Here is a 22,260-nt window from a genome sequence, read left to right as displayed (position 1 = left end):
CCGGTCGGCGATCGTCGACGCGTCGTCGACCGGGGCCGGCACCAATTCCCCCGAATTCGAGGTAATGCCGTTCAGTTAAGACTGAGCGGCATTTTTATTTTGTCGTTGTAAACGTGCCGCATCGCTGTTAACCTTCGTCACATTTCAGTTAAGTACGAGAGATTCTGTATGACGGCACCGACATCCGAAAGTTGTCTCCCGGAACCTGCGGAATAGTACTCTTGCTCCTCTACTTGGCCTTGGATGATGCAGATGATCGGCCCCTTATAATCGATCAACCTGAGGAGAACCTTGACCCCAAATCCGTTTTCGATGAGCTGGTATCACTCTTCCTTGTAGCGAAGACCAAGCGCCAAGTGATAATGGTTACGCATAACGCTAACTTGGTAATCAACACCGATGCGGATCAAATTATTGTCGCCAACGCTAATCCGGCCGAAGGAGGGCAACTTCCATCATTTTGTTATACCGCAGGCGGCCTGGAAGACGCTGAAATCCGTAAGGTGGTCTGCGACATCCTTGAGGGGGGAGAAAAGGCGTACCGTGAGCGAGCGCGCCGCCTACGAGTTCGTCTTGAACGATAGCGTATTCAGTTCGCATATTGGCTGTTCGTAGGAAGAATGCATGTAGTATCAACTTGGTTACCTGCTTGCGGTACGCGCAGAATGCAAAATCGTCACGAACAACTCGACAAACTAAAACTCCTTACCGCGACTGCTGTTCTTCAAGAAGTCGATATGGCAACAATCCGCGCTCGGAGCCTTGCTAATCTTGATCGCTGGAACGCGAAAGGCACTTGGGTTTCTGCGCATGACGAATGGCGCGCCCTCATGACTTCTGGAACCGATGAGGAGGTTAAGGCAGTGATGACAGGCACCGACCAAAACTCAAACCGGCTCAGGCAGTCACCGCCGTACGCCGGACTGATCAAGCCAGAAACCAGAAAGGCGCTACTCCGGGAAGTCGGCATGTCGCCGCCGTCGAAGAGGGCAATCGCTGTCGCTAAAAGCCTGCTTGACGACCCATCGACGTGGTAAGGACAATGCATTGTTGAGGGGCATTACCCACTTGCCTTTCACAGCGGATTGGTCACCGACCCGTTCGCTGCCGCAACGCCTCCTCCAGTAGCTCAACTACCAAGCCGGGAACACTTACGCTTTTTCGTTGAAGAAGGGTAGCGGCAGCCGATAGATTCAGGAGATCCTCGTACATTCGAGTCGGTACTCGCACAAGCACAGCTTTTTTGCTCACTGCAGGGGTGGGTTTGCTCATGTGGGGAAGGGGAGTTGCTAACGTATTAAAAATGGGCCGCAAATGCCGTGGTCTATTGTGCCCGGAGAACGGACCATACCACAATGGATACCGTTCAGGGGCAGCCAGACGACTCACACTACCTTGTCGCTATTGGGACTGCCATCCGCTCTTTGAGGAAGCAGAAGGGCATCTCCCAAGAGGAGTTGTCTCACCTCTCGCGCCTTGACCGGAGCCATATGGGCAGGATCGAGCGGGGAGAACGCAATCTGTCTATGCTAAATTTGCTTCGAATCTCAAGAGGGTTGGATTGTTCGCCATCTGACATCTTGAAAACACCGGTCTTTAGCTGTAGCTATCCGCCGCAAGACTTTTGGTATACAACTCGACATTACTAAATGTATTGTCGAGTTTAACGCGTTTGGCTGTGGTTAACATGCAAACCGCTGTTTGACGGCAGATTGACGTTTTTCAAGGTCGTACAGGCATAGGCTCTGTGTGAGTTCGCCTCTAGTTCATGATTAACCATACAAATTCTCCATCTAGTACGACATGCTTCAAAAGATCGCGTCACGCGTTACCTCACTTATCAAATCCCAAGATCACGAAAAAACTAGCGCAAACCGCGACACATTCCGATATTTGCTTGATATCGCAAATGAACTGGCCAGCCGAGAACCCTCGGCTTTGGCTAGCTTAGTTACCGCCATTCTGCGCCCACTGCAGGCCGAACACATCCTGTCAGTTGCCGAGCGGGTTCAACACGCAGCACGCGATCCCATCGATTTATATCGACTGTTTTCGCCGGATGATTTCTTCTCCGTTTTTGAGGAAAGTGATTGCCTTCGTCTCGACGTAGAGGGCTATCAGCTCGACTTGACGAGGGACATCGTGCTGCCAACCCCTTGGCGTAGAGCAGGCTTCGTCTCCGCCTTGACGACTATCGGCCAAGGAAAGATCTCTGGGCAATGGCGCCAAGACTCAAACCATGGCGTTTCGCTGCTTCTACCGTGGCATATCGGTCTCGTAACAGGCGGCAACCATTCGATCACTGCAGGCGTTCTTGGGCATCAAGGGGTGTTGTCGCCGACGGACGTACTTGATCTCACACCACTTCTCAATAGAGTCGTCTGTGACGGCGACCACTTTATCGACCGGTATTCAAGCGAGCCGATTGCTCGAGTGAAGGATGGACGGATGGCGGCTCTGTATGAGATCGGTAGATTGCTCATGGCAACAGCCCAAACCCGAACCGAAGCACAGTTTAAATCCTTCTGAATTCGCACGGCAGAGCGGAAACGATCGCTGGCACGCGCACTCAGCATCGTATGCCCGCACCTTACAGCTCGAAGTAGACCACGACCGCTCAGACCGCAGTCGAACAGCCGGATATAGTTTTATGCAAAATTCGGTAATGCTCTTCTGCAAACTGACGACGACCAGCGCTGTGAACAAATCAAACTTAGGGCGTGGTTTGACATAATATAGAGACTGCCAAGCTTGCTAGAAAATTATGCTGTTGCAACGCGGGGGAGGCGCCGACGTTCCGGCCCCTTCCCTCGCCTAGCGTGCGGCAACAGCTTTAGAAAACCCGCGTAAATATCCTGCCAAATTGATTCCTCGGACGTCTCCTTCGCCCGCTCGCGGTGCATGTCCAGCACAACAAGACCAGGATGCAAACCGAGAATGGCGGCCGCCTTCATGGCAATGACGTCCTCCATCTGGCCGCCGCGTTTCCTGTACCCGGAAATCGTAGACGTTCGCACCCCGAGCGCCTTGGCGACCGCATAGTCGCTGTCCTTCCCGATACGTTTTTTCAAGGCATCGAGGTATTCCAATGTGTTCATGTTGCCTCCTCAGGCAGGTTGTTGCATGTCGCGGAATGTACATCACAGGCCTTGACAGTTCAACAGCCGCACGATTCGAGCGCTCGAACCCATTGACGTAGCTTCAAGCTTAGAGCTATCCTTCGTTTTGCCGCGCGGAATTCTTACCTTTCCTCAGGCGTAGCGGGCCTCAGCGCCCCTCCGCGCGGCAATTTCGCTTGAGGAGAAAAACGCCTGAGGAGGCCACATGTCGGAAACACAAGGTTACAAATTAGTTCATCGTATCTGCGCCCATATCGAAGCCGAGTTACGGCTTGAACTGCCTGATACCGGCAATCAAACCGTCGAGAACTTTCAGGAATTCATCGCGCGTACTAGTGGCCGCGACCTGATCGCGAAAATCGGCGAGCTGATCGAGCAGCACATCGATACTGTCCTCGTCGTGAATAAATTCGGGAAGCATTTCGCCGACCGTGACGCCAACAGCATGAAGGCCGGCAAGGATGTCGTCGCGTTTCGCGGTTTTCATAATTTCCTCAAAAAAACACCAAGTGTAGCAAAGCACGGTCCGATCCCGGCTCCGGTTGCTATCGACGTGGCGAACGATAGAAGCGGCAGTGCTCTTCGGGTGCTGGGCATTCTGGCTGCGCTTCAGGCCGCAGCAAGCAAACCGTGAAAGCCGAACGCGTCGAACTGGCCGCGCTGGCGGCCGCCGCAGGCCCCCAGCGCTCGCCGTTGGAGATTTCCACCTCTGTCTACCTCGCGGACTTCACGGCCGCGTGTGAGGCCGTCTGCGCGGTCCCTGAGGACGTGCGCCAGCAACGCATCATGGCTCTGCGCGCCATCGTCGCGAGGCCGTCCGACGTGGAGGCCATGCGCGCCGCCTGCTGGCTGAACGCGCCGGACGGCGCCCGCATGGTTGCAGTGATGTCTGCCGGACTGCCTAAGGCACGTGCCAAGGATTCGCTCAACAAGTTCGATGCGCTCGAACGCGGCCTTGTGTGGATCGCGCTGCAAAAGCTGCTCGCCGACCTCGGCCAGATTCAAAAGTGCATGCAGGGCGGCGCCATGCCGGCGACGCACGGGAGGGCTCACTGATGGGGAAGCACCTCTACGCAAGGTTCGGACGCAATCGGACATTCTTCGGGCTGGCGGTGTTGCTTCAGCCGTCGCGCGCTGAACTGGCCTTCATCGTCGGGCCGGTACAGTTCATCGTAGGGTACGGCTACTGATGGGCGCCGTAAGCTGGGGCATCCCGAAGCGCATGGCGCGCGCGATGGAGGCCGTGTTTGCTCGTGAGGGCAAGGCAAAGCACCAGGCCAAGCTGGACATCATCCGCGACCTGATGGCCGACGTCGACCGCATTCCGCTGGCCGACGACAAGGGCCGCATGGCGACGGCTCGCGATATCGCCGTGGCGGCGGAGAAGTGCGTGCGCGCCGTGTCGGAGCTCTGCTACCAGTTGATGACGACGGACGCCATCCTCGCCGCCGTCGACGAGCTGTGCGCGCGCCGTGGCATCGCGCCGCCGGCCGGCGACACAGACGACGAGCGAATCAAGCGCGCGGCCGATGAGGCGTGGTGGAGGCGTCACCTGCGCACTGAGTGGAAGCGCCGACTTGAGCACACGTCGATTCAGCTTGGGCTGACCTACCGCACGACGGACCCGTACGTGTCGCGCGAAGTCGCCGCCGTGCAGGCCGCGCAGAATCAGGCCAATGCGGACCTGCTCGCCCGCCAGATCGCCACGAACGAGCTGGGCCAGCAATTCACGCTGGCCGAGCTGGCCGCCAAGGGCGTCGGCAATAAGGTGAATCGCCGCAACGAGCTGATGACGCGCATTCGCGGTTTCGAGGAATGCGCATCCGCGCTACGGCACGTCGGCCTGTTCTGGACGATCACCTGCCCGTCGAAGTTTCACAGCGTCGGCGGCACGAACCCGAAATACAACGGTGCCACGCCCCGCGAGGCCCAAGCCTACCTCGTCGACGTGTACGCGCGCATCCGCGCCGCGCTGCATCGCGCCGGCATCCGGCCGTACGGCTTCCGCATCGCGGAGCCGCACACGGACGGTTGCCCGCATTGGCATATGCTGCTGTTCGTCGACCCGGCGCGCGTCAACGATATGGAAATGATCGTGACCGCCTACGCGATCAAGGAAGACGAGGAGGAGCGCGGCGCGCACGAGAACCGCGTCAAGCTGGTACGCATGGAAGCCGACAAGGGCACGGCGGCCGGCTACATCGTCAAGTACGTCTGCAAGAACATCGACGGGACCGGCGTTGGCGATCACAAGGTGTTCGAGAACGGCACCACCTACACCATCGTGCCGGACCTGTTCGGCAACGTCGAGTTGACCCCGTCGGCGCGCGTCACGTACTGGTCTCAGGCTTGGGGCATCCGCCAGTTCCAGCAGATCGGCGGCGCGCCGGTCGGCGTGTGGCGCGAGCTGCGCCGCGTGAAGGGTGAGGCCCTGCTGAACGCGCCTGAGGCAGTGCGCGCGGCGCACGCGGCGGCACAGAAAATCGAATCGACGGACCCGAACGTGGCGAAGCAAGCCGACTGGGCCGACTACCTGTGGGCGCAAGGCGGGCCGGCTGTGATGCGCAAAGCGCTCGCCGTGCGCGTAGCCGCGCGTGACGTCGAGATCAACGGCCGGTACAAGGTCGGCATGCAGAAAAAGCCGGTCGGCGTCTACGCCGCCGCATACCCGTTGGAGGTGTACGAGGGGGTGCACTATCGGTGGACCATCAGCGATGGCCGCACGTCCGCGGCGCGGATTAGCCGCCCTCGGACTGGTGTAAATAACTGTACGGGCTCGCCGGCCTGGACGCGGCCGGAATGCGGTTCGCCAACCCCCGGCGCCGGGCATTCTGGCGGACCTGTCCACCACGAGCGCACGCACAACGCAGGCTTCAACCGGCCGGGTGACAAGGGCTGGAGCAAGGCGGCCGACCGCGACACCGTCGAACGATTCAAGCGGCACTCTCCGCGCCATGTGGGGAGCCATCTACAACACCTTCAGCGGAAGTACGCGGATGAATGAGGACAAAAACATGCAAGTCGACGTAGAGCTTGCGGACCTGCGCGCGGGTGCGCGCGAGACCGCGAAGAAGGATCAGGCGCTGGAGGCGAAAGCCTGCGCGCTCATGAGGCAGTACGGGCTATTCCTGCCGGCCCAGGCGAAAGCGTTCTTTCGCGAATTGGCGGATCACCTCAACTGGCAACACCTGAAAGGGCAACTCAAATGAACCAAACCCAGCAACTCACGACCGTCTATTCCGCCGTCAAGGTCATCGACGACGCCAGCGACCGGGCCGGACAGGTCGGCGCATATCTCGGCGTCGACCGCGCGACCGACAAGCACAACGTCAAGTTCGACGACGGCAAGACGGAAGAATTCACCACCGACCAACTCCAGGTGCTGTGATGGTAGCCGCCGCCAAGATCAACCACGGCAAGATGGCCTGTCCGGCCTGTGGCGAGCCCGTCGCGCTCAAGGAATCGACCGCGACCGGCACGTTGTCCTGGGATTGCCAGGATGCCGACTGCGAGGCTACCGGCTTCGCGAAAAAGCACACGGCGGCGGCTCGAAAGTGGCTCGCCAGCGTGCCGAAACGCACGCCAGCGGCCACGCAACCGGCCGGCGCGGGTGAACAGCCGTCCGCGCCGCCGAAACCGGCTCCAAAGCCCGGATTTTCGTTCGGGGGTCTGAAATGAGCGACGACGTGATCGACACCGCGAGCGGCCCGGCCGCGCCGGGCGACGAGGAGTCCGCGAGCCTGCGCGCCCTCGGCGCCATGGCGAGCGCGGAGGACGTGCAGGCCCGCGAACTGGCCGACCAAGAACAGGCGCAGGAAGACGCCGCGCTCATGAGTCTGGAGCAAGAGAACGAGCAGGCGCTCATGCTGGTGGCCGAACTGGCGACGCCGGTATTCCTGACGTTCGGCTTTCCGGCCGTGGCCGAAGTGCTGCGCGAGCCGCACGCGGCCGGGCCGACGAACGCACAGATGCTGGCGAAGGCCTGGGCGCCCGTGCTGACGAAATACGGCGTAAGCCTGGGCGACCTGGGCGGCCAATACCGGGCCGAAATCGGTGCGCTCATGATCACGATGCCAATTGCCGGCGCGATCTGGAGCGCGGTCAAAGCCGACACGACGCGCAAGGCGAAACCAGTGCCTAAGGCAGTGGTCGAAGCGGTGCCTGAGGCGCAGGCCGCGCAGGAACAGGTGACGCTGGGATGAGCGGCGCGCTCAAGACCAACGACGGCCGGCTTGTCGTCGTTTCTGGCGCGTCCCGGTGCGGCAAGACGACGCAGGTTGCGAACGAGGTCAAGAACGAGCGCCGCGCGTGTGCCTGGGACCCTGAGGCGCAGTGGTGCGAACTGCCAGGGTGGCGCAAGGTCACGGGCCGGCAGGCGCTGATGGAAGCCATGCAGGCGCGCGGGCACGTGCGCGTCGCGTTCGTGCCGGGGCCGGACCTCAAGGGCGACTTCGATTTCTGGTGCGCCGTCGTGTTCCACGCTGGCCGCTTCGCCGGGCCGCTCGTCGCCATCGCGGAGGAACTGGCCGACGTCACCACGCCGTCGAAGGCGCCGGGCCACTGGGGCATTCTCCTGAGGCGCGGGCTTAAGCGCGGCATCACGATCTACGCCATCAGCCAGCGATGGGCGGAGGCGGACAAGACCACCATAGGCAACTGCTCCGAGTTCGTCCTGTTCGCCGCGCGCGGCGACGACATCAAGTACATCGCACGGAAGGCGCGAGTTCCTGAGGACGCGCTGGCGGCGCTCAAGCCGCTGGAGTTCCTGCGCATCGACCCGCTCACTAAGGCAACCACGCCTGGAAAGGTCCGGTTCCGCTGACTTTTTCGCCACACACGCGAAAAAAAATCAGCCGGCCGGGCCGGTTTATACCACTGCCTAAGGAAGCGCCCTAAGGCGCGAAAATTGCCCTGATGCGGCCTCACGTTTGACCATCCAGTTACCGACGCGCCAAAGCGCGAAGACCACCTTAACCACTGGAGAATTGAACGTGAACCAACAAGCTCTGATGAACCTTGGCATTGCCTGCGGCATCCTGTACGGCGTCTACAAGTTCGCGAAGGACGACCGCATCAAGGCCATGGCACTGGGCGCTGCCGGCGTCGTGATCGCCAAGCAGACCCCCGTCCTGAAAAACTACATCTGAGGAGCGGACCATGGGTCAACGCATCAAGCTCCTGCCGTTTAACAACGTCGTCGCAACCGGTCTCGCGACCTGCGACCTGTCCAACCTGCTCGGCTACACCGTCGAGCGCATCATGCTGAACCTGGGCGGCACGACGTTCACGAAGTCGATGATTTCGACGATCCAGCTCAAGGCCAACGGCAAGGTGATCTGGGATTCGACCGGCGCCTGCACGGACGCACGCCAGCAGTACAAGGGCATCACGGCGAACGCCGGCTTCCTGACGCTGGACTTCTCCGAAATCCGCAGCAAGACCGAACTGGGCCAGTTCATGGGCGCCATGGATACCACGGCCGGCATCAACAGCCTCAAGCTGGAAATCGGCATCAGCGGCGCGACCGCGCCGACGCTGGCAGGCTGGGCAGAAGTCAACCGTCCGCAGGTCGACCCGGCGCAAGCGGGCACCCGCGCGCTGATCGCCAAGGTTCACCGTGCAACGATTTCCATCAACGCGGCCGGCACCTTCGCGCTGCCGGTGCCGCACCTGGACGTTGCATCGGGCGGATCGATCTTCAAGCGCATCAACTTCTTCAGCGCAAACATGACGGCCCTGCTGATCAAGAAAAACGGCATCGTGATCGAGGACAGCACGTCGGCGCTGACGAACTACCAGGCGAACGAATACACGCGCGTGCCGCAGGCGTCGCTGTACGTCTATGACCCGATCATCGACGAGAACCAGTCGCAGATGCTCAACACGCGCGACGCGCAAACGATGGAGGTCTACGGCACCTTCTCGGCGGCCGAAACCATCACCATCGAAATCGAAGTGCTGGAACCGCTGCAAGCGTTCTAAGGGGTCGAAATGGACGAAACCGTAAGCAACCAGGGCGGCGCCGACGCATGGTTCCTGTCCCGGCTCGGGCAGGCCATCGACGTCTACGTCGACCGACAGATCAACTCGCCGCAGGTGATCCAGTCGTCGGCCGCGTATGGCGTCGATCCGAACACGGGCGCACTGTACCACCTCGGCCAGCCGGGCGTTGTGCAGACCGTCGCGCCCGTGCAGGGCGGCAGCAATATGGGCCTGCTGGTGGTCCTCGGGCTGCTGCTCGTGGTGACGCACCATGGCTGACGCCTGGAAGACCGCCGCGAGCGCGGACCCCTGGAGCGCCGGCATCATGGCGGCGGGCAGCGTGGCATCCGCCGCGCTGACCAGTCCGCCCATGAACGCGCAGCAGACCGTCGGCGGCGCGGGCTTCGACAACTCGGGCTGGAACGTCAACGTAGGTTCCGGCGCGACGCAGAGTGCAGCGACGAGCAAGAGCACGGTCGACCTGTCGGCCATGCTGAAAAAGCCTGCCGTGCTGCTCGCCATCGTCGTCGGCCTCTACTACCTGAGCAAGCACAAATGATCCGCTTCGGCCGCCTCAACCTGGAGCAAGCCCGCGTGGCAATCGCGCCCATGGTCGGGAATCCGAAATGGGACACCAGCGACGGCCTGATCGGCGTCGACGGCTTGCTCGGCGGCGGCGTCGCCTTCGAGGTGTCGGACGAGGGCGGGCCGCTCGCCGTGATCGTGGTGGAACAGGTCCAGCACGAGAACGGCCGGGAACTTGAAATCCGGGTAGCGCGGCAGATCGCGGCGAACACGGACCTGACGACGCAGGTACTGCCCGAGGTGGAGCGGTTCTTCGGCGTCGGGTGCAAGTCCGTGTCGGTGTGGACGCGCCGGCCGGGCCTCATGCGCAAGCTGGCGAAGGCCGGCTACGGCCAAGCGGCCGTATTGATGAGAAAAGGAATCTGACATGTCGGGCGGCAGCAAGCAGCAGACCAGCAGCAACACCCAAAATTACGACCAACGGCAGGTGAACACCTGGACGTCGAACGCGTACGACCTGTCGAACCGCTCGACAAACACGACGAACGCGGACTTTTCGAACAGGTCGACCACGAGCAACACGACCAATACGACGACGAACGCGGACTTCTCGAACCGGTCGACCACGAACAACACGACTGACACGACGACGAACCTCTGGAGCGACACCAGCAATCGGTCGACGAACACGACGAACGCGGACTTTTCGAACCGGTCGAGCACGAGCACCTGGACGGACAGCAGCAACCGCAGCACGAACAACACGACGATCAACAACACGACCACGGACGGCGGCGCGGTGGCCGGCGCGCTGGCCCTGGGCGGCGCGGCCGTGCAGCAGGCCGGCTCGCAACTGGCCGGCGTGCTGGGCTTCGCGTCGAAAGTCGTTGACGGCCAAAACGCCAGCGTGGCGCAGAGCTACGACTACGCCGACCATCTGTTCAACCATGCGCTTGACACCGTGCACGACAGCGAGTCGGCCGCGATGGATGCATTCGACCGGGCGGCACAGGTGCAGGCGTCGACCATCAACCAACTGCAAGGCGCCTACGCCGATGCCAAGGGCACGAGCGACGCGCAGCAGAAAATCATCTTCGTCGTCCTGGCCGTGGCCGGGCTGGCGGTGATGGCACGGAGGTAATGCCATGCAGTTCGATTTCACCCTCGACGCGAACCAAAGCCAGCAGCTCGACGTGCGCGGACGATTCTTCAAATGCACCAAGGCTACCGGCACAATCCGCGTCCGCACTAATACCGGCGACAGCATCGACCTGTTGCAAGGGCAGGGCGTATGGAACGTCGATTACCAGTGGCTGAGCGTGCAGGACCGCACTGGCGCGAACAACAGCGGCACCATCCTGGCTGGGGACTTCGATTTTCACGATGACCGCATCAGCGGAACCGTTGATGTGGTCGACGGCGGAAAGGCGCGAACGTTGCAGGGCATTGCGTTCTATGCCTACGTGAACGCGGCGAAAAGCGCAGGCAACTTCGCGCACAGCCAGCTATGGAACCCGGTCGGCAGTGGCAAAAACCTGATCGTGGAAAAGGTGATGCTGACAAATGGAACCGTCGCGACGCTCCAGTCGCTACGCTACGGCGGCGTCGCGCTTCCGACATTGGGCACGCCGCCCGTGAACAAAAAGCTGAACGGCCCCGCGAGCGTCGCGCAGTGTAGATCGGATCTGAACGCCGCGCAGTCGGGCGCGATCATGTTCAACAGCTATGTTTCCGCGAATTTGCTCCTGCCGCTCGTGCCGAACGAACCGATTATTGTCCCGCCTGGGAACGGGATTATGGCTGTCGGCGGCGAGGTCGGAAACGATGCGCCCGTCACGTTTGAGTTTTACGAGGATCCGATCTGATGGACCAGCGCGCCGTAATCATCGTGGCCGGCGCGCTCGTGGGCATGGTGGCGTGGCAGTTGTACCGCAACGCCACTGCCGTGACGGCAGGCGACGAGAACAGCGACATTTTGAGCGACACCTACGACGATATGCAGAACATGATTACCGGCTGGCCTTCGGGGTCGGCACCGTACCAGGAAGCCATCACGGCCGCCGCGCAGGCGAGCGGCGTGCCGGTGTCCATCCTCGCGTGGCTGCTCTGGAAGGAGTCGCGCTACAACCCGGCCATTATCGACGGCACGAAGCGCTCAAGCGTCGGCGCCGTCGGCATCGCGCAGTTCATGCCGGCGACGGCCGCGAGCCTGGGCGTCGACCCGCTCGACCCGTCCGACGCGATCCCCGGCGCCGCGCGCTACCTCGCGACCCTGTACCGCAGCACGGGCACCTGGGCGCAGGCGCTCGCCGCGTACAACTGGGGCATCGGCAACGTGCAGCGCAAGGGCTTAGCCGCGGCGCCTGCAGAGACGCAGGACTACTACACGACCATCCTGGCGAAAGCCGGTTTTGCGGAGACCGTATGAGCAACAACAACACCCTGTTTTTAGTGGCGGCCGTGGCGGCTGTCCTCGTGATGAAGAAGAGGGCCGTCGTGCCGACGGCGCCGGCCGGGCCGGCTGGTCCCGTCGCGACCAACGTCAACAACCAGCTATGGACGAGCATCCTGGGTGGCGCGTGGAAATCGCTCATCAGCCCGAGCGACAGCAACGACGGATTCCTGATGAAAAACAGCGTCGGCCAAGTCGTCACGAGCGACGGCAAGCCGGTGAACTCCGTGCTGCCGGCGATCTCGGGCGCGATGTCCGGATCGGACTACAGCCAGGGTTACGAAAGCGTCAGCACGGGCGGGCCGGACGGCACCGACTGGCTTGCGCAAATGGGGTGGTGACATGGGCGCGCTGAAAGATGAAACGGTCGTCGTCCTCGGCATCGCGTTGGCGGTGCTGGCGATGGCCTACTACGCAAAAAAAAAGATCGGGGATGCGGCTGCGGCTGTGGGGGACGAAGCCGTAAAGCTGTGGGATGCGGCCAGTGACGCGACGGTGAAGGCCGGCGACACGGTGATCGCCAAGCCGGCAATCGCAATCGGCGACGTCATCGGCATCCCGCGCACGAACGAGACCGAGTGTGAGAAGGCAAAGCGGGAAGGACGCACGTGGGACGCATCGTTTGCGTGCCCGGCGACGGATTTTTTAGGCTACGTTTTTAACTGAAAAGGAGAAGCACCATGATTGGTATTACCGCACGTTTGAAAGAGCCGTCGACCTGGGCCGGCGTGGCTGTCCTGGGCATGATGTTCGGCCTGAATCCCGGCGCCATTCAGGCTGTCGGCACCGTGGCAACCGCGTTGCTGCCGTTCGTCCACACGGACGGCGGCGCGCTCGCGCAGGCCATCATTGGGCTGGCGACGCTGGGCGGCGCGGGCGCCGCCGTGGTCCTGCCGGAATCGAAGCCGGCCGCCGTGCAGTCGGCCGCGAAAGACGCGTAAGGGATCGCAATGCCGAATACTGGTGTGAAGGACTGGCCGGAAAAACTGGTGATCCCGATGGCGACACTGCTGATCAACGCCGCCATGACCTATGGCGTGGTGAGCACGCAGCTACAGTGGATTCGTGCCGACCTGGACCGCCAGCAGCAGCAAATCGACCGGCTGCAAGGCCGACTGTTTAAACCTGTGGGAGATGAGCGATGACCAAGCGTTTGCCGCCGCGAGGCAAAAACGGCCGCTTCAAGCGCCGGAAGAAGTGAGAAAAGCCCGCCGCGCGCGGGCTTTTTCTGTGATGCGTCACACGATCTGAGAAAGCGCGAGCCGGGCGTGGTAGGGCTCGCGCCGCACGGCCGTCATGGTCTCGAACTCGCCGCGAAGCTTCGCGGTGCGAATCTTGTCCGCGACGTTGTAGCGCCGGACGTAGTTCGCGAACAGCCGTTCGGTGAGGTGGACCGGGGACACGGCGGCTACCCACGCCTCTAAATCGTCCTCCGTGACCGGGACTTCTCCGAACAGGTCCCGCGCGGGCTGTCGTAAGAGGTAGCACATGGGGAAATAGTATAATTCGGGCAACAGGGCGGTATGTTCGATACCGTACACAAGCGAAAGGGGCCAATCGGCCCCTTCGGTTTTTATGTAGCAAGCATTTGACATAATATAGATTATGCGAAGAGTTCATTTGATCGTCCAAACCTTTTAACCAGTGAGCTGAGCCGCCCTACGTTAGCAAAACCTGAGGCCTTCGTGACGCATCACAAAAAAAGCCCGCGCACGGCGGACCTTTACTCACCGCGCTATTCCGGGCCGGTCTCAATGCGTCCCGGCACCCATGTCAGTCGCCCGGCCACCGCGCATGCCACCCATATTGCGGCATTCGGCCGCGCAGCGGCGGCATGCGGCGGCGCAGTCCTTGCAGTGTTGTGCGTCGTGCTTGCCGCACTCGTCCGCACACATGTCGCAGACGTCGGCACACGCCTGGCAGATGCTCGTCGCCGCTTCGCCCGCACGCGCCATCACCGCAGCGGCCAGGCGGCACAACTGTGCACAGTCGATGTCGTGCGCGATGCAGCGCGCCATCATCTTCACGTCGTCTTCCTTGAGGCACGCCGACGCGCACGTGTCGCAAGCGTCGGCGCAATCGTTGCACGCCTCGATACACGATTCGTACTGCTGGTTTTGCATGATCAGCTCCTATCTCAATGTCGATCGAACCGCTTTCAGGACCCGACTGGAGTCACAGGTTGAGCCGTCGTCGCGCCACGAGCAGACGCCGGCGGACAAATCTAGCATACGCGAACTGACGTAATCACACGATACAGCACTGCAATACCAACATGGCGCCGCGCCGACGCCGAATCAACGGTCGTGGATTCGAGGCTTTGGGCTTGTCCTCGGTCGACCCTGCGCTTCCTGAACGCCCTCCTCGCGTCTGACCGTCGGCGCCGCAGAAACGGGCGCCACGTGCACACCCGGACCGCCGTGGACAGGTGCTTCGCACGCGCCCGAAAGACCACATATCCCGCGCGATTTTGGAGCTCATTATGATTCGTTTTTCTTCCCTCTTCAGTACCCTCCTCTTCGGCCTGGCCAGCGCCATCACGTCGCCCGCCTTCGCGCACGCGAAACTGCAATCGTCCGATCCCCGAGCGGGCAGCATGCTCGACAAGGCGCCGACGCAGGTACGTCTCAAGTTCAACGAAGCGCTCGAGCCCGCGTTCAGCAAGATCAAGCTGACCGGTCCTCGCAATACCGCGATTCCCGTAGCGGGGGCCACCGTCGACAAGGCCGATCCCGCCGTGCTGGCGGCCCCGCTGCCGGCCCTGTCCGCCGGCGCATACCGCGTCCAGTGGTCGACCATGGCGCACGATGGCCACAAGGTCAAGGGCGAGTTCACGTTCACGGTCAAGTGATGGGGCCTGACCTGGAGACTGCCCACCGTCTCGTCACGGTCTTGCTGAACGTGGCCGTGGCGGTGCTGACCGGCGCCACGCTGGCGTGTTCGTGGCTGGCACACGGGTCATCGCGTTGGGCCGAGATGCGCCGTCGGCCGTTGCGCGGCTTCGCGCTGGCCGGGGCTTTCGTGGCGCTGGCCGCCGACGTCGCCTGGCTGTGGTTCGAATCCGCACGGATGGCCGAGGTGCCCCTGGTCGCGGCAGGCAGCGCCACCTGGACGATGGCGACGTCCACGCACCTCGGACTGGCCTGGTGCGTCGGGTTCGCCGGCCTGGCGCTCGCCGCGGTCCGTGCCTTCGTTCGGAACGAGCGCGGCGCGTGGCCGACTGCGGCGACAATGGCGGGCCTCGCCGTGTTCTGGTACACGCGCAGCATGGCCAGCCACGCGGCGAGCGACGGCGATTTCGGCGCGCGCCTGCTGGCCGACTGGGTGCACCTTGGCCTGGTCAGCCTGTGGGTCGGCGAGGTAATCGTGTCGGGCGCGATCATGTTGCGGGCGACGGGCGACATGACGTCCGCCGACCGGCGGGCCCGGGCAGCCTACGTGACTGCGCTGTCCAACTCGGCGACGTTCGCGCTGGCAGGCATTGTCGTGACGGGCTTGTACGCAACGTGGCACAACATACGCAGTTTCGACGACCTGATCGGGAACCCCTACGGGAATACCCTCGTCGCGAAACTGCTGCTGGTGGCGGTCGCGGCTCTGCTGGGCGGAGTCAACCGGTTCTTCGTGATGCCGCCATGGCTCGCGCGCGAAGCTGCTGGCGACTCAGCGGCGCCGGCGTTGCCGCGCCGCTTCAGACACGTCGTGTGGATCGAGGCCGCGGTATTGTTGGCGGTCGTGGCGGCGGCAGCCTGGCTGGTGTCCACGTCGCCGCCGGGCGAACAAATGTAGGCATCCGGGCGCATTGCGGCTGCCAGTATCCGCGGCCGATCCTGAGCTTGACATCCTCCGCGCGACAAATACATTGTAGTTGCCAGCCCGCGCCGCCGAGCGCATCGCTGGCGGCGCCAGCCCAATGATGCCGTGCGGGCGAAGCGCCACGCGATCCGCGACACCTCGTCGCCTGTTTCAAGGCCGTCTTTCCGAGAAAAGGAGAATGAAATGAAACCGCTACAAACCGGTCTCGCCTTGTCCGTGACCGTGGCCGTGTTCTATTCGTCGTGTGCGCTCATCGAAGCGTTGTGGCCCGCGCAGTTCATGGGTTTCATGAATGCGCTCTTCCATGGGATGGACTTCCGGCCCTTGCAGACGGCCGGACTGCATCCGTGGCAGGACTATTTCTATGCCCTCGTCGTCATGGCGCTCTGGTCGTTTGCGATCGGTGCGTTCTATGCCTGGGTACATGATGCGTTCGCGCATCTTCACCTTCACCGTCCGCTTCGGCACGCATGATCATTCACCGGTGTCCGGGATCGCAAGGTCCCGGACGGGTTTCAGAACACACGTACCTCGCCCCGCGCCAGACGCAGCGACAACGCCGGTATGTCCGCCAGGCGAGCCTCTACGATATGCTGTAGCCGCGCCTCATCGAGCGGCATGGCGCAACCGTCGCGCAGGGCGCAACGGAGCGCGACGAGCAGCGGCGAATTCACCGGTTGGCCGATTGCCGAGAGCAATTGCACTTCCACGTCGCGCAGCTCGGCAACCTCGTTGACGAGTGCGCGCGCCATCTGCAACGACAACACGTTATACAACTTGCCGACGTGACTGACGGGGTTCTTTCCCGCGGCCGCTTCCAGCGACATCGTCCTGGCCGGCGTAATCAATCGGTTCACGCGGTTGCCTCGCCCGACCTGGCCGTCATCGCCATGCTCGGCGCTCGTCCCCGTCACCGTCAGGTAAATGCCGCTTTCATCGGTGGCGTCTGCCGCGTCCAAGGTATTGATGCGGATTGCGCAATCGAACGTGATCCGCCGCGCAAGCCACTGCGCCATCGCAGATTTCTGCGCGAAGTATTCTTTCACGCCCGCCACCTCGCGGCCGACGAACGCAAGCGCGATCGTCACCGCGATCGTCTCGTCGATACGCCGGCCCATCACCTTGAAATCGTCCCCGGCGCATGGGTAGGCCCGCCGGAAGTCGGCACTGCGCAAAAGCGACGACAGATCGAGCACGGCCTCCTCCAGCCTGGAATACGGCGCATGCCCGGCGCCGAACGACGTATCGTTCGCGACAGGAATACCGGCGCTGGGCGCGACAGTCCCGCGCAGCTGCGACGCACCGACGCGGATCGCGACCTCGATGGGAACCCGTCTCGTGACATGCCTCAGCGTCCGCTCCAGGTAAGCGTGTGCCGCAGCGCGGGCCAGCGCAACCACGTCGTCCGGCGCCGGCAGCGGGTCGGCGCAACCAGCAATGATGAGTCGCATCGGCGCATCGACCACACCCCCGCCGAAGCGCGGACGGCTGCGTCCGCCGATCAATAGCGCCTTATCGACATTATGGTGCCGCACTTCGCCATATGCGCGAAGATACGCACCGCACAAGGCCTGGCTCACCGCGTCGGCAGCGCCGTCGCAGAGGCTGTCCGGGTGGCCGTCGCCTTTGTGTTCGCATAGTTCGGTACGCCGGGCCTCGACGGGGTCGGCCGTGTACGAGACGATGAAAGTCACGTTGCCCTCCGCATTCAGCCATCCGTCGCCGTGCCGACGACCAGCCGCGACACTTCACCCTGCTTCAGCCTTCTTGCGTCGCTGTCCATGCGCCCTCCCGCCATCAATACGCGCCACGACGCGGCCGGACGAGGCTTCCGGCCAGCGCCTGTGCCCTGGCTGCGCATCTCCGCCCTACCCATGGTCGCGCCCCTCCCTCGTGCAATGGTGGACGACGCTGGCCGTTCAAGCAGCCAGCACCGGCTAGTTGCGGCTGCCGCGCAGCCGAAGCGCGTTGCTGATGACGGAGACGGAACTCAGGCTCATCGCCAGCGCGGCGATCATCGGCGACAGCAGCCTGCCCGTGAACGGGTACAGCAGGCCTGCCGCCAGCGGAATGCCGAGCGCGTTGTAGACGAACGCGAACCCGAGGTTCTGCCGCATGTTGCGAACCGTTTCCAGCGACAGCATGCGGGCGCGCGCGATGCCGCGCAAGTCGCCCTTGACGAGCGTGACGTGCGCGGAATTGATGGCGACGTCGGTGCCCGTGCCCATCGCGATGCCGACGTTGGCCTTGGCCAGCGCGGGCGAATCGTTGATGCCGTCCCCGGCCATGGCGACGATCCGGCCCTCCGCCTGTTTTTGCTCGACGAGCGCCAGCTTGTCCTGCGGCTTGACCTCCCCGTGGAACTCGGGGATACCGAGCTTCGCGGCAACCGATTTCGCCGTAGTCACGCCGTCGCCCGTCGCCATGACGACCGTAATGCCGGCTTCCTTCAGCGTCGCCAGCGCCTCCGCAGTGGTTTCCTTGACGGGATCGGACACTGCGACAAGGCCCTGCAACCGGCCGTCTGCTGCGAGATACATCACGCTGGCCCCTTCCAGCCGCCAGGTTTCGGCCTGCCCCGCCAGCGGTCGCCAGTCGACCCGTTCGACGTCCATCAGTGCCGTATTGCCGAGGACAATCTTCCTGCCCTCGACGACGCCCCGCACGCCGATGCCGCTGGCGGATTCAAAGGTCTCGGGTTTCGATAACGCCAGGCCGAGCCGGCGCGCTTCGGCGACGATCGCACGGGCCAGCGGGTGCTCGCTGCCCTGGTCGATACTGGCGGCGACGCGCAGAACCTCCTCGTCACTGCCCCCACGTGCCGCCACGGCCGCGTGAAACGCGGGCTTGCCCTCCGTGAGCGTACCGGTCTTGTCGACGATGAGCGTATCAACCATGCGCATGCCTTCGATCGCAGCCGCGTCGCGGAACAGGATACCCTGCGTGGCACCACGTCCCGTCGCGGCCATGATCGACATCGGTGTCGCCAGGCCGAGCGCGCACGGGCACGCGATGATCAGCACCGACACGGCGTTGACGAAACCGTACACCCAGCTGGGCTGAGGCCCGAACACACCCCACCCGACCAGCGTCAGCAACGCGATCGCCACAACGATCGTCACGAAGTAGGCGGCGACGACGTCGGCCAGGCGCTGCATCGGCGCGCGCGAGCGTTGTGCCTGCGCGACCATCTGCACGATCTGCGCCAGCATCGTCTGCGCGCCCACTTTTTCCGAGTTCACGACGAGGCTGCCGCTGGCATTGATCGTGGCACCGATCACCTTGTCGCCGGGTCGCTTGGTGACGGGCACCGGTTCGCCCGTGAGCATCGATTCGTCGACGGCGCTTTCGCCCTCGAGGACGGTGCCGTCGACCGGCACTTTCTCGCCGGGCCGCACGCGCAGCGCGTCGCCGACGTGCACGTGCGTCAACGGAATGTCTTCCTCCGTGCCGTCGACATTGATGCGGCGGGCCGTCTTCGGTGCCAGGCCCAGCAGCGATTTGATCGCAGCGGACGTCTGCGACCGCGCGCGCAGTTCGAGAATCTGTCCAAGCAGGGTCAGCGAGATGATCACCGCCGCCGCCTCGAAATACACCCCGATCCGGCCGTGCATGACGAAGGTTTGCGGAAAGATGCCAGGCGCGACCGTCGCCACCACGCTATCGCCGTACGCGGCCGCGACGCCCAGTCCGATCAGGGTCCACATGTTGGGCTTGCGGTTCCTGATGGATTGCACCCCGCGCACGAAGAACGGCCATCCGGCCCACAGCACGACGGGTGTGCTCAACGCCAGTTCGATCCAGCTCTGGCCTGGCAGTCCGGCCTTGACGATCCGATGTCCCGCCATCGCCAGCACGGTCACGACGACGGTCAACGGCAGCGTCCACCAGAAGCGACGCTTGAAATCGACCAGCTCGGGGTTGTCCTCTTCTTCCAGCGACGGCAGCATCGGCTCGAGCGTCATGCCGCAGATCGGGCAATTCCCCGGCTGCGGCTGCCTCACTTCCGGATGCATCGGACAGGTATAGATCGTCCCCTCCGGTGCGGCGGCCGCGGGCGTGGTTGCGGCTTGTTCACCATGCCCGACGTACTGCTGGGGTGCCAGCCGGAACTTGTCCATGCATTTCGTGCTGCAAAACTGGTAGGCATGGCCTTCGTACTGGATTTCCTTGGCAGGGTCGCTGCCGACTTTCATGCCACAGACGGGATCCGTGAACGGCTTGTCACCGACCGGATGCCCATGATGGTGGTCGTGGCCATCGTGGACGTGTGGCGAGACGTCGTTCATGTCGACCTTTCCTTATCTCACCGTATCGGGCTTCGCGCGCGCATGATGACCGAACTCAGGGACGAATGCGGGCACGCTGGCACGGTAACGCTCGTACTCCGCGCCGAATTCGCAGATGGAGTCGCGTTCTTCCTGCCTGGCCAGTCGCGCGTACACGACGAGGAGAATCGGAAACATCAGCAGCGTGACGATCGTCGGCCATTGCAGCAGGAAACCGAACATGATAATGACGAACCCGACGTATTGCGGATGCCGTATGCGGGCATAAGGTCCGGTCGTCGCCACGTGGTGCTGCACCTGCGCCTCGTACAGGACGCGCCAGGCTGACGACAACAGCATGAAGCCCAGCACGATCAGAATATTGCTCGCGATGTGGAATGGGCCGAAATGGGGATTGACCTTCCAGCCGAACACCGTTTCCAGCAGATGTCCCGCATCGTGCGACAGAAAATCGATGCCGGGGAAGCGCTTGGACAGCCACGGAAGCAGCAGATAAATCGTCAGCGGAAAGCCGTACATTTCCGTGAAGAGCGCCACGATAAAGGCCGCGAAGGCGCCGAACGAGCGCCAGTCCAGCGACGTGCGAGGCTTGGTGAAGCTGAACGCAAAGATGATGAATACGAGTGAATTCAATATCACCAGCGACCACAAGCCATAAGCCGAAGATTCAGTGTGCATCGCGCTCTCCCGTTTGTCCGCTGATCTGGCCGTCCCGCGCGGCGGATTGGGCCGCGTCCGCATGATGGTGATGACCGTGACCGTGGTGGAACAGGTGCATCAGCGGGCATGCGAGGAACAGCAAATATGGCAGGGCTCCGAGCAAATGGGCTCTGTGTTCGGTCCAGAGGAAGAACAGGGCAACTGCAATAAAGCCGAGGAATACCCATTTCCCCCGTAGCCTCTGCATTGAAACGTGGTGCTGAAGTTCGATGCTGTCCATGATTCGCTCCTTCAAAAGCGCACGAATGGATCCCTTCCAGCGATTGTATTGACCGAGATTCAGATCAATGCTTGACCCACATCAAAAACGCCAAAGAACGCATTCGTGCGCTGGTGGGAACCCCTACGCGACACGACTCACCGGATATTCTCTACCTTGAACGTGAACATGGCATACCTCCTCGATGTGATCGTCCGGTTTCACTGTAGAGGTTCCCACTATTGGAAGGTCAAGCCTTATCCACGGTTGCGCAGCAGTTGCAGGGTAGGATGCGAGCCCCCACTCTCACCACCTCCCGGACGCGCCACCGCCACCGAATCCGCCGCCGCGCCCGCCCCATCCGCCGCCCCTTCGGCCACCCCCATGTGCCATGTACAGGCCCGCGACTCTGGCGCCACCGATCAGCGTGAACAGGAAGGCGAGCACACCGACGGACAAACCGATCGTCGCCGTCCCGACGACGAGCCAGGTCGCGACACCGATCAGGCCGCCGGTGACGGCCGCGCCGGCGACGCGGCCCAGCAAGGCGCGGAGGACACCGCCGACCACGACGACACCGACGAGCACGAGCGGCAACACTTGCGTGATGCCGACATCATTCCGCGCGGTACGAGGACCGTCGGGCGGCGGCAGCGGCTCGCCGTCGATGACCTTCATCATGCTCTCGACCCCGGCGACGATCCCGCCGTTGAAGTCGTCCCGGCGGAAGCGGGGCACGATCACGTCGTCGATGATGCGTTTCGCGGTCGCGTCGTTGAGCACGCCTTCAAGCCCATAGCCGACCTCGATACGCACGGCACGGTCGTCTTTCGCCACGACCAGGATCGCACCATCGTCGATCTTCTTGCGGCCGAGCTGCCACTGCTCGGCGACGCGGATGGCGTACTGCTCGATGGATTCCGGCCGGGTGGTCGGAACGATCAACACGGCCACCTGGCTGCCCTTGCGCTCCTCGAAGGCGCGCAGCGCATTGTTCAGCGTGGCCTGCTGCTCGGGGCTCAGGGTCGCGCTCAGGTCCGTCACGGGCGACGTCAGCGGCGGGACCGCGACGAAACCGTCCTGCGCAAACGCCAAACCGTTCAGCGCCCACATGACAATGGCGACTAACCATGCGAGCCTGTAAGTGGTCATCTCATC

At 62.7% G+C, this 22,260-nt stretch carries 34 protein-coding genes and 1 pseudogene; 27 read left to right on the top strand and 8 right to left on the bottom strand.

Going from position 1 to position 22,260, the window contains the following annotated elements:
- Positions 1 to 138 precede the first annotated feature (138 nt).
- The 4 genes and pseudogenes from HAV22_RS21415 to HAV22_RS21400 all read left to right on the top strand — a co-directional run.
- A pseudogene (locus HAV22_RS21415) lies at positions 139 to 584 on the top strand (AAA family ATPase); the annotation flags it as partial.
- 81 nt (positions 585 to 665) lie between these two features.
- Positions 666 to 1,037, top strand: coding sequence for a hypothetical protein (locus HAV22_RS21410; protein WP_166861786.1), 372 nt, complete (start codon positions 666 to 668; stop codon positions 1,035 to 1,037).
- Positions 1,038 to 1,355: 318 nt separating this feature from the next.
- On the top strand, positions 1,356 to 1,649 hold the full coding sequence (locus HAV22_RS21405) for a helix-turn-helix domain-containing protein (protein WP_166861785.1): 294 nt from the start codon (positions 1,356 to 1,358) through the stop codon (positions 1,647 to 1,649).
- A 154-nt stretch (positions 1,650 to 1,803) separates the two neighbouring features.
- Positions 1,804 to 2,529 (top strand): DUF6710 family protein, encoded by a 726-nt coding sequence (locus tag HAV22_RS21400; RefSeq protein ID WP_166861784.1) that lies wholly within the window; start codon positions 1,804 to 1,806, stop codon positions 2,527 to 2,529.
- A gap of 233 nt (positions 2,530 to 2,762) precedes the next feature.
- Here the strand turns inward: HAV22_RS21400 and HAV22_RS21395 are convergent, their stop codons facing one another.
- Complete coding sequence (locus HAV22_RS21395; RefSeq protein WP_166861783.1) at positions 2,763 to 3,098, bottom strand: hypothetical protein; 336 nt, start codon at positions 3,096 to 3,098, stop codon at positions 2,763 to 2,765.
- 226 nt (positions 3,099 to 3,324) lie between these two features.
- Between HAV22_RS21395 and HAV22_RS21390 the strand changes: the two genes are divergently transcribed.
- From HAV22_RS21390 to HAV22_RS21295, 20 genes are all read left to right on the top strand, one after another.
- A complete protein-coding gene (locus HAV22_RS21390) occupies positions 3,325 to 3,753 on the top strand; it encodes a hypothetical protein (protein ID WP_166861782.1) in 429 nt (142 codons plus the stop codon).
- A complete protein-coding gene (locus HAV22_RS21385; RefSeq protein WP_166861781.1) occupies positions 3,750 to 4,175 on the top strand; it encodes a hypothetical protein in 426 nt (141 codons plus the stop codon). Before HAV22_RS21390 ends, HAV22_RS21385 begins: the two co-directional genes overlap by 4 nt.
- A gap of 166 nt (positions 4,176 to 4,341) precedes the next feature.
- A complete protein-coding gene (locus tag HAV22_RS21380; protein ID WP_166861780.1) occupies positions 4,342 to 6,123 on the top strand; it encodes a replication endonuclease in 1,782 nt (593 codons plus the stop codon).
- A 10-nt stretch (positions 6,124 to 6,133) separates the two neighbouring features.
- A complete protein-coding gene (locus HAV22_RS21375) occupies positions 6,134 to 6,328 on the top strand; it encodes a hypothetical protein (protein WP_166861779.1) in 195 nt (64 codons plus the stop codon).
- Positions 6,325 to 6,507 carry a hypothetical protein gene (locus HAV22_RS21370; protein WP_166861778.1) on the top strand — a complete coding sequence of 61 codons (183 nt, stop codon included), beginning with the start codon at positions 6,325 to 6,327 and terminating at the stop codon, positions 6,505 to 6,507. Before HAV22_RS21375 ends, HAV22_RS21370 begins: the two co-directional genes overlap by 4 nt.
- Positions 6,507 to 6,797 (top strand): hypothetical protein, encoded by a 291-nt coding sequence (locus HAV22_RS21365; protein WP_166861777.1) that lies wholly within the window; start codon positions 6,507 to 6,509, stop codon positions 6,795 to 6,797. Before HAV22_RS21370 ends, HAV22_RS21365 begins: the two co-directional genes overlap by 1 nt.
- Positions 6,794 to 7,321 carry a hypothetical protein gene (locus HAV22_RS21360; RefSeq protein ID WP_166861776.1) on the top strand — a complete coding sequence of 176 codons (528 nt, stop codon included), beginning with the start codon at positions 6,794 to 6,796 and terminating at the stop codon, positions 7,319 to 7,321. Before HAV22_RS21365 ends, HAV22_RS21360 begins: the two co-directional genes overlap by 4 nt.
- The gene (locus HAV22_RS21355; protein WP_208296300.1) at positions 7,318 to 7,941 is read left to right on the top strand and encodes an ATP-binding protein; all 624 of its coding nucleotides are present in this window, start codon (positions 7,318 to 7,320) and stop codon (positions 7,939 to 7,941) included. Before HAV22_RS21360 ends, HAV22_RS21355 begins: the two co-directional genes overlap by 4 nt.
- 169 nt (positions 7,942 to 8,110) lie before the next feature.
- Positions 8,111 to 8,266 carry a hypothetical protein gene (locus HAV22_RS21350; RefSeq protein ID WP_166861775.1) on the top strand — a complete coding sequence of 52 codons (156 nt, stop codon included), beginning with the start codon at positions 8,111 to 8,113 and terminating at the stop codon, positions 8,264 to 8,266.
- A gap of 10 nt (positions 8,267 to 8,276) precedes the next feature.
- Positions 8,277 to 9,101 (top strand): major capsid protein P2, encoded by an 825-nt coding sequence (locus tag HAV22_RS21345; RefSeq protein WP_166861774.1) that lies wholly within the window; start codon positions 8,277 to 8,279, stop codon positions 9,099 to 9,101.
- Between the two features lie 9 nt (positions 9,102 to 9,110).
- The gene (locus tag HAV22_RS21340; RefSeq protein WP_166861773.1) at positions 9,111 to 9,380 is read left to right on the top strand and encodes a hypothetical protein; all 270 of its coding nucleotides are present in this window, start codon (positions 9,111 to 9,113) and stop codon (positions 9,378 to 9,380) included.
- Positions 9,373 to 9,660: a hypothetical protein gene (locus HAV22_RS21335; protein ID WP_166861772.1), complete on the top strand. Its 288-nt coding sequence runs from the start codon at positions 9,373 to 9,375 to the stop codon at positions 9,658 to 9,660. The genes HAV22_RS21340 and HAV22_RS21335 overlap by 8 nt, the downstream gene beginning before the upstream one ends.
- A complete protein-coding gene (locus HAV22_RS21330) occupies positions 9,657 to 10,052 on the top strand; it encodes a hypothetical protein (RefSeq protein ID WP_166861771.1) in 396 nt (131 codons plus the stop codon). The genes HAV22_RS21335 and HAV22_RS21330 overlap by 4 nt, the downstream gene beginning before the upstream one ends.
- Before the next feature lies 1 nt (position 10,053).
- A complete protein-coding gene (locus tag HAV22_RS21325; protein WP_166861770.1) occupies positions 10,054 to 10,767 on the top strand; it encodes a hypothetical protein in 714 nt (237 codons plus the stop codon).
- Positions 10,768 to 10,771: 4 nt separating this feature from the next.
- Entirely contained in the window at positions 10,772 to 11,491 is a 720-nt protein-coding gene (locus tag HAV22_RS21320) for a hypothetical protein (RefSeq protein WP_166861769.1), read from the top strand.
- Entirely contained in the window at positions 11,491 to 12,054 is a 564-nt protein-coding gene (locus HAV22_RS21315; protein WP_166861768.1) for a transglycosylase SLT domain-containing protein, read from the top strand. The genes HAV22_RS21320 and HAV22_RS21315 overlap by 1 nt, the downstream gene beginning before the upstream one ends.
- Positions 12,051 to 12,419 carry a hypothetical protein gene (locus tag HAV22_RS21310; RefSeq protein ID WP_166861767.1) on the top strand — a complete coding sequence of 123 codons (369 nt, stop codon included), beginning with the start codon at positions 12,051 to 12,053 and terminating at the stop codon, positions 12,417 to 12,419. Before HAV22_RS21315 ends, HAV22_RS21310 begins: the two co-directional genes overlap by 4 nt.
- 1 nt (position 12,420) lies before the next feature.
- A complete protein-coding gene (locus tag HAV22_RS21305; RefSeq protein WP_166861766.1) occupies positions 12,421 to 12,744 on the top strand; it encodes a hypothetical protein in 324 nt (107 codons plus the stop codon).
- 14 nt (positions 12,745 to 12,758) lie between these two features.
- On the top strand, positions 12,759 to 13,019 hold the full coding sequence (locus HAV22_RS21300; RefSeq protein ID WP_166861765.1) for a hypothetical protein: 261 nt from the start codon (positions 12,759 to 12,761) through the stop codon (positions 13,017 to 13,019).
- 9 nt (positions 13,020 to 13,028) lie between these two features.
- Entirely contained in the window at positions 13,029 to 13,223 is a 195-nt protein-coding gene (locus HAV22_RS21295) for a hypothetical protein (RefSeq protein ID WP_166861764.1), read from the top strand.
- A gap of 93 nt (positions 13,224 to 13,316) precedes the next feature.
- Here HAV22_RS21295 and HAV22_RS21290 read toward each other — a convergent pair whose 3' ends face one another.
- Together HAV22_RS21290 and HAV22_RS21285 are read right to left on the bottom strand one after the other, a co-directional pair.
- Positions 13,317 to 13,481 (bottom strand): hypothetical protein, encoded by a 165-nt coding sequence (locus tag HAV22_RS21290; protein ID WP_166861763.1) that lies wholly within the window; start codon positions 13,479 to 13,481, stop codon positions 13,317 to 13,319.
- Positions 13,482 to 13,829: 348 nt separating this feature from the next.
- Positions 13,830 to 14,201: a four-helix bundle copper-binding protein gene (locus tag HAV22_RS21285; RefSeq protein WP_166861762.1), complete on the bottom strand. Its 372-nt coding sequence runs from the start codon at positions 14,199 to 14,201 to the stop codon at positions 13,830 to 13,832.
- A gap of 359 nt (positions 14,202 to 14,560) precedes the next feature.
- On the opposite strand from HAV22_RS21285, the gene copC reads away from it, so the two are divergent.
- From copC to HAV22_RS21270, 3 genes are all read left to right on the top strand, one after another.
- Complete coding sequence (gene copC / locus HAV22_RS21280) at positions 14,561 to 14,929, top strand: copper homeostasis periplasmic binding protein CopC (protein WP_166861761.1); 369 nt, start codon at positions 14,561 to 14,563, stop codon at positions 14,927 to 14,929.
- Entirely contained in the window at positions 14,929 to 15,867 is a 939-nt protein-coding gene (locus HAV22_RS21275; protein WP_166861760.1) for a CopD family protein, read from the top strand. The genes copC and HAV22_RS21275 overlap by 1 nt, the downstream gene beginning before the upstream one ends.
- A gap of 210 nt (positions 15,868 to 16,077) precedes the next feature.
- A complete protein-coding gene (locus HAV22_RS21270) occupies positions 16,078 to 16,368 on the top strand; it encodes a DUF5676 family membrane protein (protein WP_166861759.1) in 291 nt (96 codons plus the stop codon).
- A 41-nt stretch (positions 16,369 to 16,409) separates the two neighbouring features.
- On the opposite strand, the gene HAV22_RS21265 is transcribed toward HAV22_RS21270, so the two are convergent.
- From HAV22_RS21265 to HAV22_RS21245, 5 genes are all read right to left on the bottom strand, one after another.
- The gene (locus HAV22_RS21265; protein ID WP_166861758.1) at positions 16,410 to 17,588 is read right to left on the bottom strand and encodes a methionine adenosyltransferase; all 1,179 of its coding nucleotides are present in this window, start codon (positions 17,586 to 17,588) and stop codon (positions 16,410 to 16,412) included.
- Positions 17,589 to 17,831: 243 nt separating this feature from the next.
- Positions 17,832 to 20,183, bottom strand: a complete 2,352-nt coding sequence (locus tag HAV22_RS21260) for a heavy metal translocating P-type ATPase (RefSeq protein ID WP_166861757.1) — start codon at positions 20,181 to 20,183, stop codon at positions 17,832 to 17,834.
- 12 nt (positions 20,184 to 20,195) lie between these two features.
- Positions 20,196 to 20,861 carry a methyltransferase family protein gene (locus tag HAV22_RS21255; RefSeq protein ID WP_166861756.1) on the bottom strand — a complete coding sequence of 222 codons (666 nt, stop codon included), beginning with the start codon at positions 20,859 to 20,861 and terminating at the stop codon, positions 20,196 to 20,198.
- Positions 20,851 to 21,123, bottom strand: coding sequence for a DUF2933 domain-containing protein (locus tag HAV22_RS21250; RefSeq protein ID WP_208296299.1), 273 nt, complete (start codon positions 21,121 to 21,123; stop codon positions 20,851 to 20,853). The genes HAV22_RS21255 and HAV22_RS21250 overlap by 11 nt, the downstream gene beginning before the upstream one ends.
- Positions 21,124 to 21,408: 285 nt before the next feature.
- A complete protein-coding gene (locus HAV22_RS21245; protein ID WP_166861755.1) occupies positions 21,409 to 22,254 on the bottom strand; it encodes a TPM domain-containing protein in 846 nt (281 codons plus the stop codon).
- Between the last annotated feature and the right edge of the window lie 6 nt (positions 22,255 to 22,260).

Origin of the sequence: Telluria antibiotica (assembly GCF_011682055.1) — a bacterium.
Classification (GTDB): domain Bacteria; phylum Pseudomonadota; class Gammaproteobacteria; order Burkholderiales; family Burkholderiaceae_D; genus Telluria; species Telluria antibiotica.
Note: the sequence above shows the minus strand (reverse complement) of the source record. Positions and strands in the feature narration are given on the sequence as shown.